The following is a 13,318-nucleotide window of genomic DNA, read 5'->3' on the forward strand; positions in this document are numbered from 1 at the left end:
GGGATCCCGGCCACCCCGACGGCGTCCGGGCCCCCGGGTACAGTGGGGGCGACCCTCGACACCCCCACCCAGGAGACCGGCGACCCGTGCACCTGAAGACCCTGACCGTGCGGGGGTTCAAGTCGTTCGCCTCGGCCACGACCTTCGAGTTCGAGCCCGGGGTGACCGCCGTCGTCGGGCCCAACGGCTCGGGCAAGTCCAACGTGGTCGACGCCCTGGCGTGGGTCATGGGGGAGCAGGGGGCGAAGTCCCTGCGCGGCGGCAAGATGGAGGACGTCATCTTCGCCGGCACCGCCGGCCGGGCCCCGCTCGGGCGCGCCCACGTGTCGCTGACCATCGACAACGCCGACGGCGCCCTGCCCATCGAGTACGCCGAGGTCACGATCTCGCGCACGCTCTTCCGCTCGGGGGGCTCCGAGTACGCGGTCAACGGCCGGCCGTGCCGGCTGCTCGACATCCAGGAGCTGCTCTCCGACTCCGGGCTGGGCCGCGAGATGCACGTGATCGTGGGCCAGGGCCAGCTCGACCGGATCCTGCACGCCACCCCGGAGGAGCGCCGCGGCTTCGTCGAGGAGGCCTCCGGGATCCTCAAGCACCGCCGTCGCAAGGAGCGGACGCTGCGCAAGCTCGAGGCCATGCAGGCGAACCTCGACCGGCTCGAGGACCTCACCGCGGAGATCCGCCGGCAGCTCACCCCGCTCGGGCGGCAGGCGAGGACGGCCCGCCGGGCCCGGCGGATCCAGCACGAGGTCCGGGACGCCCGGGCCCGGCTGCTGGCCGACGACCTCGTGCGGGCCCGCACCGAGCTCGCCGTCGACGAGGACGCCGAGCGCCGGATGCGCGCGGAGCGGGCGGACGCCGAGCGGGCGCTCGACGCCGGCCGCGCCCGTCAGGCCGACGTCGAGGCCCGCGCCGCCCGGGCCACACCGGCCCTGAACGCCGCCCGGGACACGTGGTACCAGCTCACCGCCGTGCAGGAGCGCTACCGGTCCCTGGCCTCGCTCGCCGCCGAGCGGCGCCGCCTGCTGGGGACCGCCGCCGAGCCCGCCGAGGCGGGCCGGGACCCGGCCCGGCTCGACGCCCAGGCGGTCCGCACCCGTGCGGAGCAGCACCGGCTCCTCGAGCAGGTCGAGGACGCCACCGACGCCCTCGCCGAGGCCATCCAGGAGCGCGAGGACGCCGAGGCCGCCGCGCGGGCCCAGGACGGCGTGGTCACGGGCCTGCTCCGCGCGGCCGCCGACCGGCGGGAGGGCACGGCCCGGCTCACCGGGGCGGTCTCGGCGGCCCGGTCCCGGGTCGAGGCGGCGGAGAACGAGCTCTCCCGCCTGCACACCACCCACGCGGACGCCGGGCGGCGCCGGGAGCGGGCCGGCGCCGAGACCGACAGCCTCGGCCTCGCCGCCCAGGACGCCGCGGGCGCGGCCGAGCAGGCACGCGCGCGGCACGAGGAGGTCGCCGCCGCCGACGCCGACGCCCGCACCGCGGCCCGGGCGGCCGAGGCCGCGGCCCAGGAGCTGCTGCGGGCCCACGACGCCCAGCGCGCCCGCGCCGAGACGCTGCGTGCCGCCCTGCGCCAGCCCGACGGCTCCGCGGCCGTCCGGGACCGGCACGCCGAGGCCGTGCTCGGCGCCGTGACCGACCTCGTCGACGTCGAGCCCGGCTGGGAGCGGGCGGTGACGGCCGCCATGGGTCCCTACGCCGAGGGCCTCGCCGTGCGCTCCCACGGCGCCGCCGTCTCCGTGTTCGACGCCCTGCGGGCGGACGGCGTGGGGCGCGTGCACCTCCTGGTGGCGGGGGACGGGTCCGCGCGGCCCGCGCCGCCGCTCCCCGACCGGCCGGGGGTCCGCCCGGCCGGCGCCGTCCTGCGCGCCGGCCGGGAGGAGGCCGTCGGCCGGGAGGAGGGCGCCGGCCGAGGGGCCGCCGCCGACGACGTCCGGCGCGGCGCGGCCGCCGTCCGGGCGCTGCTGGCGGGGACCGTGCTCACGGAGGACGCCGCCACGGCGGCCCGGGTCGTGGCGGACCGGCCCGAGCTGACCGCCGTGACCCGGGACGGCGACGTGTTCACGGGCAGCAGCGCCTGGGGCGGGGCCGCGGAGGCGGCCGGCACGCTCGAGACCCGTGCCGCGGCCGAGCGCGCCGAGGCGGAGCGGGCCGAGCTCGCCACCGCCCTCGAGGACGCGCGTGCCGCGGCCCGCGCGGCGTCCGGGGCGCGGGACGCCACCCGCCGGGACGCGGAGGAGTCCGCGGCGGCCCTGCGCGCCGCCGAGCGCGCGGCGGACCGTGCCGCGGCGGAGCTCTCCCGCGTCCGGGCCGTCATGGACTCCGCCGAGGCGGAGACCCGGCGCTTCGACGAGCAGGTGGCGGCCGCGCGCCAGCACCTGGGCCGGGAGCAGGAGCGTCTGCACGAGGTCGCCGAGCGCCTCCGGACCGCCGAGCAGCACGGCGAGGAGGACACCGAGGCCGCGCAGCTCGAGGCGGCAGCCCGCCGCGACGAGCTGCACCGGGCGGCCACGGCGGCCCGCACCGCCGAGACCGAGGCCCGGCTGGCCCTGCGCTCCCTCGAGGAGCAGGCCCGGGCCCTCGGCAACCGGGCGGCGTCCCAGGAACGGGCCGCCGCCGCGGAGCGCCGGGCGCGGGACGAGGCCGAGCGCCGGGCCCGGCGCCGCCGGCTCCAGGCCCGCAACGCCGAGGCGGTGCTCGCCGCCGCGGAGCAGCTGCTCGGGCTCGCCGCGGGGTCCGCCGCGGCCGCCGCCGGAGCACGGGACCGGGCCGAGGCGGTCCGGGCGGGTCTGGACGCGGAGCTGACGGACCTGCGCGGGGCCAACGACCGGCTCGCCGCCCGGCTCGCCGAGCTCACCGGCGCCGTCCACCGGGACGAGCTGGCCCGCACCCAGCAGCGGTCCCGGATCCAGGCGCTGGAGGACCGCTCGCTCGAGGAGCTCGGACTCACCCCCGACGCGCTCGTGGAGCACTACGGGCCGCACCTGCCCATCCCCGACGCCGGTCCTGCTGACGGAGCGCCGCAGGAGGCCGGACGCGCGGACACCGCGCGCTCGGCGTCCGACGGCGACCAGGTCGCCCCGGTCGACGCCGTCGAGGGCGCTCCGTTCGTGCGCGCCGAGCAGGAGGCGAGGCTGCGCCGAGCCGAGAAGGAGCTGGCCTCCCTGGGGCGGGTGAACCCGCTGGCGCTGGAGGAGTTCGCGGCCCTCGAGGAGCGTCACCGGTTCCTCGCCGAGCAGCTCGAGGACCTCAAGCGGTCCCGGCAGGACCTGCGCAGCATCCTCCGCGAGGTCGACGAGCACGTGGAGCGGGTCTTCGCCGAGGCCTACGCCGACACCGCCCGGCAGTTCGAGGGCGTCTTCGCCGCCCTGTTCCCCGGGGGCGAGGGCCGGCTGCGCCTCACCGACCCCACGGACATGCTGACCACGGGGATCGACGTCGAGGCGCGCCCCGCCGGCAAGAAGATCAAGCGGCTCTCCCTGCTCTCCGGCGGGGAGCGGTCGCTGACGGCGATCGCACTCCTCGTGGCGATCTTCAAGGCGCGCCCCTCGCCCTTCTATGTCATGGACGAGGTCGAGGCGGCCCTCGACGACCGCAACCTCGGGCGCCTGCTGGGCATCTTCCGCCAGCTGCAGGAGACCTCCCAGCTGATCATCATCACCCACCAGAAGCGGACCATGGAGATCGCCGACGCCCTCTACGGGGTGGCGATGCGCGGGGACGGCGTGACCACCGTCGTCGGGCAGCGGCTCGCCGAGCTGCGCTGAGCCGAGCAGGCGCTCCGCCGGTGCCGTGCCGCGCGGCTCGGCTACGCTGGGGCCAGCCCGGGACCGCTCCGGGCACCTGCCCACGGAGATGAGCCGCGCATGCCCCGCACCGGAACGGCCGCCCGTTTCCTCGTCGACGCCGACTCGTCGGTCAACGGGGTCCGCGCCGTCGGCGGCTTCCTCGCCGGGGAGGGGCACGGCGGGCTCTCGGTCGGACCCAGCAGCCGGGCCCTCGGCCGGCTGGCGACGCTGCCGCCCGAGCGGTTCCGGGCCGCCGTCTACCGGGTCACGGGCCTGCTCCAGGGGATGCCGGTGCGCCGGCTCCGCGACCTGACCGCCGACGACCTCGACGAGTGGGTGGTGCGGCACTACGGCCCCGGCCCGTTCCCCGCCGTCGTGGTCGGCTCCGTCAGCGGGGCGGCAGTGCACCTCGCGGCGGCGCTGGGCGCGCCCTTCCTGCCGCAGACCACCCTGGGCGCGGTCCGGCACCTCGCGGACGACACCGACGACCCCGTCGCGGCGATGCGCGCCCTCGCGCCCGTCAGCAGCGGGCTCGCGGCCCGCAACCCGCGGCTGGCCGTCTACCACATGCACGACCCCGCCCAGGACCGGACCATGCTGCGGGCCATGGCCTACCTGCGGCTCAAGCGGCTCGCCCTGGGTCCCGTCTACGAGCGCTTCCTCCTCCGGCGGCTCGCCGAGGGCGCCACGGTCGTCCAGGTCGAGAACACCCGCACCTGGCGCGTGCACGAGGTGGCCGAGCGGACGTGGTTCCAGTTCGGCGGCCTGGGCGGTGTGCCGGAGGAGGAGTACCACCGCTCCGGGGACCGCATCGCCGAGTTCCTGGCCCACGAGAACGCTCGGGCGCGCCGGTGGGACCCGCCGTCCGCGGACGCCCGCCGGGCCGAGGGCGAGTGGGGCTGGGACCCGGCGCTCGGCGAGGACGTGGCCGCGCTGGCCGCCCGAGCCGGCTACGGCCTCCGGCGTCTGACCTCCTCCGAGCCCCAGCAGCAGAGCGCCTTCGCGGCGGAGCTGCACCGGTGGTGGTACCGGCGGCTGGGCGTCCCCGACGACCGCCTGCTGGTGGAGTCCTACGTCCAGTGGGACCCGCTGTCGGTGCTGCGCACGGGCTCCGTGCCCTTCTGGAGCCGCTTCAACACCGACCCGTCCCGCACCGAGCTGGAGCGCTATCTGGAGAGCGCCCCGCCCTACCGGGACATCCACGTCAACGTGTTCTCCCACGGGATCGAGTCGCCCGGAGTGGTGCCGGCCGCACGCTGGGAGGAGATCGCGCGGCGCCACGCCCTCCGGCACGGCGGGCTGGTGGGGGTGGACCGGCAGAGACATCCGTTGGACACGGGCGCCACGCTGCGCTTCGCCGCATCCTTCGAGGCCCTGCCCGGGCGGCACCCGCTGCCGCCCGCGCTCACGGTCGAGGAGGTCGACCGGTTCGCCCGCGAGGCCGCACCGGGGGTCGCCGACGTCTGGCGGCGAGCCCCGCACCAGGCCTAGCGGGGAGCGCGGGCGGCCAGGGCGTCAGGCCGTTCCATCGTGTCCCGCACCGGCAGCCAGGCGCCGGCGGCCAGCAGCATGATCGCCCCCGAGACTCCGAAGGCCCAGCCGAAGCCCGCTGCGTCGGCCAGTCCACCGGCGACCACGGGCCCCAGGATCTGCCCCGCGTCCGCGCTCATCTGGAACCGGGCGAGCACCGGCCCGCCGGCCCGGTCCGGTCCGATGACGTCGGCCACGGTGGCCTGCTGACCCGGGTTCAGCGTCCCGGAGCCCATCCCGGCCACGAGCGAGAGGACCACGAACCACGGGACGTCGTGGACCAGGCCCAGTCCCATGGTCGCGACCCCGTTCACCACGAGACCGGAGAGCACGAGCGGCTTGCGCCCGAACCGGTCCGTGAGCCGGCCCGTGACCGGCAGGGCCAGCGCGTTGCCCGCGGCGTAGACCGCGAGGGCCAGTCCGGCCACGGCCGGACCGGCGCCGAGCACGGCGACCGCGAACAGCGGCACGAGCGCCACCCGGATGCCGTGGGCGGTCCAGCCGTTGGCGAAGCTCGAGACGAGGGCGGAGCGGTAGGCCCCGACCTGGGTCGCCTCGGCCACGGTCATGACCGGCTGGTCCCGGCGGTCCCGCCCGGCGCCGAGCACCTCGTCCTTGAGCCGGAAGTGCACCACGGCCACGGCCACGAGCAGCGACACCGCGTAGATCAGGAACGGCACCTGCATGCCGAAGCCGGCGAGCAGCCCGCCGACCACGGGACCGAGCACCCCGCCGACCAGGAACGCCGAGGCGTAGTAGCCCGAGACCCGGCCGCGCATGCGCGGCGGGGCCAGCCGCACGATCAGTCCCATCGCGGAGATCGTGAACATCACCGAGCCGATCCCGCCGAGGCCGCGGAACAGCAGCAGCTGCCAGTAGGTCTGCGCGAACGCGGTGGCGGCCGAGGACACCGCGACGATGAGGACCCCGGTCACGTAGGTCGGACGCTCACCGATCCGGTTCAGGATCTGCCCGCCGGCCGGCGCGAAGAGGAGGCGGGCCACGGCGAAGACGCTGACCACGGCCGAGGCGGCGGCCACGCCGACGCCGAAGGTCGCCGCGAACTGGGGGAGCACGGGGGCCACGATCCCGTAGCCGATCGCGATGACGAAGGCGGCGGCGATGAGCACCGTGATCTGCTGGGGGACGCGGTCACGGCCGGACGCGGCGGCTGCGGGCTGAAGGGGCACCCGTCGAGTCTAGGACCCCGGGCGGACCCCCGGGCCCCGCGGCCACCGGTCCGGGAACCGGGGCGGTGTGAGAGGGTGGGCGGCGTGGATTCGATACCCGTTCTCGCATACGTGCTCATCGCCGTCGTGGTCCTCGGACTGCTCGGCCTGGTCCTGCTGCGCGGGCCCAAGGCGCCCCGCGGCGGCTACCCCTCCACCCGGGATCCCGACGACGCCGAGGGCGGTCCCGTCACGGCCCCGGGGGACCTGGAGCCCGGCACCGCCCCGGTCCGGCCCGCAGACACCCGGCCGGCCCTCGACCGGCCCGAGTCGGCCGCGTCCCGGATGGCGCGGCTGCGCGGGCGGCTGGCCCGGTCCAACAACGTCTTCGGCAAGGGCCTGCTGGCCCTGCTCTCGCGCGACCGCATCGACCAGGACACGTGGGACGAGATCGAGGAGACGCTGCTCCTCGCCGACCTCGGCACGGACGCGTCCATGGACCTCGTGGAGGCCCTCCAGCGCCGGGTCAAGGTCGAGGGCACCGACGACCCCGCCCACGTGAAGGCCATGCTCCGGGAGGAGCTCGTCGCCCTGGTCGACCCGTCGATGGACCGGTCCCTGGCCGTGGACCGCAAGGGGCCGCTCCCCGCCGTCGTCCTCGTCGTGGGTGTCAACGGCGTGGGCAAGACCACCACCGTGGGCAAGCTGGCGCGCGTGCTCGTGGCCGAGGACAAGGACGTGCTGCTCGGCGCCGCGGACACCTTCCGCGCCGCGGCCGCCGACCAGCTCTCCACGTGGGGCGCCCGGGTGGGCGTGCCCACCGTGCGCTCCGACGTCGAGGGGGCCGACCCCGCCTCCGTCGCCTACGTCGCCGTGACCGCCGGGATCGAGCAGGAGGTGGACGTCGTCATGATCGACACCGCCGGCCGGCTGCAGAACAAGGCGGGCCTGATGGAGCAGCTCGGGAAGATCAAGCGGGTCGTGGAGAAGGCCGCCACGGTCGACGAGGTGCTGCTCGTCATCGACGCGACCACCGGGCAGAACGGCCTGACCCAGGCCCGGGTCTTCGCGGAGGTCGTCGACGTCACCGGCATCGTCCTCACCAAGCTGGACGGCACCGCCAAGGGCGGCATCGTGGTGGCCATCCAGAAGAGCCTCGGGGTGCCCGTCAAGCTGATCGGCCTGGGCGAGGGGCCGGACGACCTGGCGCCCTTCGACCCCGAGAGCTTCGTGGACGCCCTGCTCGACTGATCCGTCCCCCCAACCGCCCACACGCCCGCCGCAGTTTACGCACGCGTAACCATTGCGGCGGGCGTGAAACATGTCCGCAACCCGCCGCGGCGGTGGACGAAACAACTCTCTCGGAGACTCGACAGGGAACGGTGAGCACCGGACGGCCCCTCGGGGAACGGGCCAGTGGCACCGGTGACCGAACCCATCCTGAGAGAGAGGTGCACATCGTGGAAATCACAGCCGGACACGTGTGGACGATCGTCGCAGCCGCCCTGGTCTTCTTCATGACCCCTGGCCTGGCCCTGTTCTACGGAGGAATGACCCGCGCCAAGGGCGTCCTCAACATGATGATGATGAGCTTCATCTCCATCGCCATGGTCTCCATCGTCTGGGTCCTGTGGGGCTTCTCGATGAGCGGCGGCGACCCGCTGCTGGGCGGTGTCACGGGCAGCCCCGTGCCGTCCTTCGCCCTGGGCGACATCATGGGCACCGAGGACCTGCTCGGCGCGGCCTACGGCGGGACCTTCGCCATCATCACCGTCGCGCTGATCTCCGGGGCGATCGCCGACCGGGCCAAGTTCGGCGCCTGGGCCGTGTTCGTGCCCGTCTGGGCCACGCTCGTCTACGCCCCGCTGGCCTACATGGTCTGGGGCGGCGGTCTGCTCACCGAGGACGGCGCCGTGGGCTCCGCGCTCGGGGAGGCCATCGACTTCGCCGGCGGTCTCGTGGTGCACATCAACGCCGGTGTCGCCGCACTCGTCCTCATCCTCATCGTCGGCGCCCGCCAGGGCTTCGGCAAGGACCCGAGCCAGCGCCCGCACAACCTGCCGCTCGTGATGCTCGGGGCCGCGATCCTGTGGTTCGGCTGGTTCGCCTTCAACGCCGGTGCCGCCGGCACCGCGGAGCAGGCCGGGCTCATCTGGATCAACACCCTGGTGGCGCCGTCCGCCGCGATGCTGGGCTGGCTGCTCACCGAGCTGATCCGCGACAAGCACGCCACGTCCCTCGGCGCCGCCTCCGGCGTGGTGGCCGGGCTGGTGGCCATCACCCCGGCCTGCGCCAATGTCTCCCCGGTCTGGGCGATCGGGATCGGCTTCGTGGCCGGCATCTGCTCGGCGCTCGCCGTGGGCCTCAAGTACCGGATGCGCATGGACGACTCCCTGGACGTCATCGGCGTGCACCTGGTCTCCGGCATCGTCGGCACCGTGGCGCTGGGCTTCGTGGCGCTGCCCTCCGAGGGCACGGCCGGGCTGTTCTACGGCGGCGGCTTCGGCCTGCTGCTCACCCAGGTGGTGGCGGTGCTCGTCTCGGTCGTCTACTGCGCCGTGCTCACCCTCGTCATCGCCCTCGTGATCGACAGGACGATCGGCTTCCGGATCACCGAGCGGGACGAGATCGACGGCATCGACATCACGCAGCACGCCGAGTCCGGCTACGCGCTCGCCGGTGACGCCACCGGCTCCTTCAACCCGGGCCGGCACACCGCCGGGGCGGACGCCTCGACCTTCGAGCCCGGCCGCTCCGAGCCGGTGCACAGCTGAGCCGTGCGGCGGCCGCCGAAGCATCCCATCCTCACGAAAGGCAGTTCTCCCATGAAACTCGTCACCGCGATCGTGCGCCCCGAGAAGTTCAAGGACATCAAGTCCGCGCTCGAGGCCTACGGCGTCCAGGGCATGACGGTCCAGAACGTGCACGGCTACGGGCAGCAGCGCGGGCACACCGAGGTCTACCGCGGGGCGGAGTACACGGTGGACCTGCTCGAGAAGGTCCGGGTCGAGATCCTCGTGGACAACCACCAGGCCACCGACATCGTCGACGTCATCGTCTCCTCCGCCAACACCGGCCGCGCCGGTGACGGCAAGGTCTGGGTCACCGACGTGCACCAGGCCGTGCGGGTGCGCACGGGCGAGCGCGACGAGACGGCGCTCTGAGCCCACCCTCGCGACGGCCGGTCCCCTCCAGCGCGGGGGGACCGGCCGTCGTCGTGCGCCGTCGACGGCGGGCGGCGGGCCCGGCACCGTCCGGAGTTGCTAACCTGGGACATTGACCCGTCACACCGGGCCGGACCGCGGGCCGCGGCGCAGACCGCGGCGCACCGGCCGCCTCCCTCGACGAAAGCAGCTTTCGACCCGTGTTCAATTCACTGTCCGACCGGTTGACCGCCACCTTCAAGAACCTCAAAGGCAAGGGCCGCCTGACCGAGGCGGACGTCGACGCCACCGTGCGGGAGATCCGCCGCGCCCTGCTCGACGCCGACGTCGCCGTGCCGGTCGTGCGCGAGTTCACCGCCGCGGTCAAGGAGCGCGCCCTCGGGCTCGAGGTCTCCGAGGCGCTGAACCCCGGCCAGCAGGTCGTGAAGATCGTCAACGAGGAGCTGCAGAACATCCTCGGCGGTCAGACCCGCCGGATCCGGATGGCCAAGACCGGTCCCACGATCATCATGCTCGCGGGCCTCCAGGGCGCCGGCAAGACCACCCTGGCCGGCAAGCTCGGCAAGTGGCTCAAGGGCCAGGGGCACCGCCCGCTGCTCGTGGCCTCGGACCTGCAGCGGCCCAACGCGGTCACCCAGCTCCAGGTCGTGGGCGGGCGCGCCGGGGTGCCGGTCTACGCCCCCCACCCGGGCACCACGTCCGAGTCCGACGACCCCACGGGGGACCCGGTGCAGGTCGCCCGGGACGGCGTGGCCCAGGCCCGCGCGCGGCTGCACGACGTGGTCATCGTCGACACCGCCGGCCGGCTCGGCATCGACGAGGCCCTCATGGAGCAGGCCCGCGACATCCGCGACGCCGTCCGCCCCGACGAGGTCCTCTTCGTCATCGACGCGATGGTCGGCCAGGACGCCGTCAACACGGCGCAGGCCTTCAACGAGGGCGTCGACTTCACGGGGGTGGTCCTGTCCAAGCTCGACGGCGACGCGCGCGGCGGCGCCGCGCTGTCCGTGGCCTCGGTGACCGGCAAGCCCATCATGTTCGCGTCCACCGGCGAGGGCGTCGACGACTTCGAGCAGTTCCACCCGGACCGCATGGCGTCCCGCATCCTCGACATGGGCGACGTCCTCACGCTGATCGAGCAGGCCGAGAAGCAGTGGGACCGTGACGAGGCCGAGAAGATGGCCCGGAAGTTCACCGACCAGGAGGACTTCACCTTCGAGGACTTCCTCGCCCAGATGCAGCAGCTGCGCAAGATGGGGTCGATGAAGAAGATGCTCATGATGATGCCCGGCGCCGCCGGCATGCGCGAGCAGCTGGAGAACTTCGACGAGCGCGAGATCGACCGCGTCGAGGCCATCGTCCGGTCCATGACCCCGCACGAGCGGGTCGCCCCGAAGATCATCAACGGCTCCCGGCGCGCCCGCATCGCGAAGGGCTCGGGGGTGACCGTCTCCGAGGTGAACCAGCTCATGGAGCGCTTCACCCAGGCGCAGAAGATGATGAAGCGCCTGGCGCAGGGCAAGGGCGTGCCCGGCATGCCGGCCGGCATCCCCGGGATGCCCGCGACGGGCGGGCCGGCCAAGAAGGGCAAGGGCAAGGGCGCGGCGAAGAAGAAGAGCGGCTCGCGCTCCGGCAACCCCGCCAAGCGGGCGCAGGAGAACGCGGCCCTCGAGCAGCAGCGCCAGCAGAAGGCGCCCGCCGGGTCGGCGTTCGGCGCCGCCCAGGACCGGCCCGACCCGGCCGAGCTGAACCTGCCCAAGGGCTTCGAGAAGTTCCTGGGGCAGTGACCGCGCCGTGAACTCCTACCTGTCCGAGACCGAGCTGAAGCAGTTCGTGGACTCCCTGCCGACCCGCCGGCTCGCCGCGGAGGCCCTCATCCGGGACCCCGCCGGCCGCGTGCTGCTCGTGGAGCCCAACTACAAGTCCGACTGGACCGTGCCCGGTGGCACCGTCGAGGCCGGGGAGGACCCCCGCACGGGGTGCTTCCGCGAGGTCGTCGAGGAGGTCGGCCTGCACCTGCCCGAGGGCCGGCTCCTCGTCGTCCACCACGGGGTGGCCATGGGCCTGTGGGGGGACTCCGTCTCCTTCGTCTACGACGGCGGCGTGATCGACGCCGACACGCCCATCACGATCCAGGAGGAGGAGCTGCTCAGCCACCGCTGGACGGCCCCCGAGGAGCTGGAGGGGTACCTGCGGCCCGCGCTGGCCCGCCGCCTGCGGGCGGGACTCGCCGCGCTCGGGGACGGCAGCACGGCCGAGCTCGTCGACGGGCCCCGCTGACCGGGGCGACGCCTCGGAGGGCCGTTCCCGGCCCCGGGACCGGCCGGGGCGACGGCGTAGCATGGGCGCCATGACCTCACTCCCCGCCGACGACATCGCATCCCCCACCTCCACGTGGGACCTGGTCCCCGCCACGGTGCTGTGCGCGACGGAGGCCGCCACCTCCGACGACTCCGGGCAGCGGCCCTCGTGCGACGGCATGCGCAGGGTCATCTCCGACCACCACCTGATCGGCGCCTGCGCGGAGGGCCCCGAGGCCACGCAGCTGATGTTCCTCGCCGACGCCGCGGGCCGGCTGGCGCGGGCCGCCGAGGACGGATCCGTGGAACCGGGGTGCACCCTCGACGAGCTCTCGGCGACGCTCTCCCAAGCGACCGGGCAGCAGCTGCGGTCCGAGCACCCCGGCCTGCGCCGGGTCCTGCTCGTGCGGCTCGACGCCCCCGAGCTGCCCGTGCTGGCGGCGCTGTCCGGCACCGGGTTCACCGCCGTGTCCCGCCAGGGCTGGTCCGTGGTCGTCTTCGACGCCGAGGTCGACTTCTGGGCCGTGCGCACGGGTCTCGCCGAGACCGCGGTGGCGCTGTCCTCGGACGGGGCCACCCGCTCCTTCGAGGTCCTGCTCGCCGGGGAGGACCCCGCGGCCGTCACCGACCTCGAGGCGGCCGACGCCGTGTGCGCCCTCGAGTGGGGCCCGGAGTGGCACCCCGCCGGCGGGGTGGCCGACGAGGCCGGGGAGACCCCGGCCGCCCGCTTCGAGCGCGATCTCGTCCGGCTGTGCTCCGGCGGCACCTCCGACCTGCAGATCGAGTCCGTGGCCTCCGTCTTCGACCTCGACCCCGCCCAGACCAACCGGCTGCGCAACTACGTGCTCGCGGACTCCTCCGACCTGGTCCTGGAGTCCGTCCTGCAGCTGCTGGGCCTGCCCGTGCTGGCCGCCAAGGTCGTGGAGGGCCGCCGCGAGCTCGTGGGCACGGCGGAGGCCGAGCACTACGAGCCCACGGGCGTGGGCTCCGCCCTGCTGCGGGGGATGACCACGGAGCCGACGGGCGACGGACTGTTCGCGCGGTACCAGCGCGCCCTCGTCCGCCGGCCCGAGCTCCTGCTGGCGGTCGCGGGCACCGAGACCGCGCTCGGGGTGGGACTCGCGGGGGCCGCGCGCCGGGGCGGGGCCGGGGCCCGCGTGCTCGGGACCCTCTCCGCGGCCCTGCTGGCCGATGCCGCCGCCGAGAGCGCGTACTACGCCGCCCTGCGCGGCGCGCGCCGTCGGCGCGGCGAGGAGCGGTCCCCGGCGGACGGACCCACCACCCTGCTGCCGGAGCCGTCCGCCGCCCCGGGCTCGCGGGCCCGGCTGCGCCGCTTCTTCGGCCTGCACCGCGGCTGAGCGCCGCGG

9 protein-coding genes are annotated in these 13,318 nt (G+C 75.0%); 8 read left to right on the forward strand and 1 reads right to left on the reverse strand.

The window, feature by feature from the left end; genetic code table 11:
• Positions 1-86 precede the first annotated feature (86 nt).
• Complete coding sequence (gene smc, locus ACH9D3_RS00395; protein WP_396409444.1) at positions 87-3,767, forward strand: chromosome segregation protein SMC; 3,681 nt, start codon at positions 87-89, stop codon at positions 3,765-3,767.
• A 99-nt stretch (positions 3,768-3,866) separates the two neighbouring features.
• Positions 3,867-5,279, forward strand: coding sequence for a hypothetical protein (locus ACH9D3_RS00400; RefSeq protein WP_396409445.1), 1,413 nt, complete (start codon positions 3,867-3,869; stop codon positions 5,277-5,279).
• Here ACH9D3_RS00400 and ACH9D3_RS00405 read toward each other — a convergent pair.
• Positions 5,276-6,508: an MFS transporter gene (locus ACH9D3_RS00405; RefSeq protein ID WP_396400607.1), complete on the reverse strand. Its 1,233-nt coding sequence runs from the start codon at positions 6,506-6,508 to the stop codon at positions 5,276-5,278. The genes ACH9D3_RS00400 and ACH9D3_RS00405 overlap by 4 nt on opposite strands.
• An 84-nt stretch (positions 6,509-6,592) precedes the next feature.
• Between ACH9D3_RS00405 and ftsY the strand changes: the two genes are divergently transcribed.
• The 6 genes from ftsY (at position 6,593) to ACH9D3_RS00435 (ending at position 13,309) form a co-directional block, all read left to right on the forward strand.
• A complete protein-coding gene (ftsY, locus tag ACH9D3_RS00410; RefSeq protein ID WP_396400606.1) occupies positions 6,593-7,738 on the forward strand; it encodes a signal recognition particle-docking protein FtsY in 1,146 nt (381 codons plus the stop codon).
• 209 nt (positions 7,739-7,947) lie between these two features.
• The gene (locus ACH9D3_RS00415; RefSeq protein WP_396409446.1) at positions 7,948-9,261 is read left to right on the forward strand and encodes an ammonium transporter; all 1,314 of its coding nucleotides are present in this window, start codon (positions 7,948-7,950) and stop codon (positions 9,259-9,261) included.
• Positions 9,262-9,312: 51 nt separating this feature from the next.
• Positions 9,313-9,651: a P-II family nitrogen regulator gene (locus ACH9D3_RS00420; RefSeq protein WP_396400604.1), complete on the forward strand. Its 339-nt coding sequence runs from the start codon at positions 9,313-9,315 to the stop codon at positions 9,649-9,651.
• A gap of 200 nt (positions 9,652-9,851) precedes the next feature.
• On the forward strand, positions 9,852-11,438 hold the full coding sequence (gene ffh, locus ACH9D3_RS00425) for a signal recognition particle protein (protein ID WP_396409447.1): 1,587 nt from the start codon (positions 9,852-9,854) through the stop codon (positions 11,436-11,438).
• A 7-nt stretch (positions 11,439-11,445) separates the two neighbouring features.
• Positions 11,446-11,931, forward strand: a complete 486-nt coding sequence (locus ACH9D3_RS00430) for an NUDIX domain-containing protein (protein ID WP_396400602.1) — start codon at positions 11,446-11,448, stop codon at positions 11,929-11,931.
• A 70-nt stretch (positions 11,932-12,001) separates the two neighbouring features.
• A complete protein-coding gene (locus ACH9D3_RS00435) occupies positions 12,002-13,309 on the forward strand; it encodes a hypothetical protein (RefSeq protein WP_396409448.1) in 1,308 nt (435 codons plus the stop codon).
• Positions 13,310-13,318: the final 9 nt, after the last annotated feature.

Origin of the sequence: Kocuria kalidii, from assembly GCF_044462225.1 — a bacterium.
Lineage (GTDB): Bacteria > Actinomycetota > Actinomycetes > Actinomycetales > Micrococcaceae > Kocuria > Kocuria kalidii.

What these genes read in the sequence shown, in the direction of transcription:
- ACH9D3_RS00435 (WP_396409448.1), top strand. Translation starts at nt 12,002, where the DNA reads ATGACCTCACTCCCCGCCGACGACATCGCATCCCCCACCTCCACGTGG.
- ACH9D3_RS00420 (WP_396400604.1), top strand. Translation starts at nt 9,313, where the DNA reads ATGAAACTCGTCACCGCGATCGTGCGCCCCGAGAAGTTCAAGGACATC.
- ACH9D3_RS00400 (WP_396409445.1), top strand. Translation starts at nt 3,867, where the DNA reads ATGCCCCGCACCGGAACGGCCGCCCGTTTCCTCGTCGACGCCGACTCG.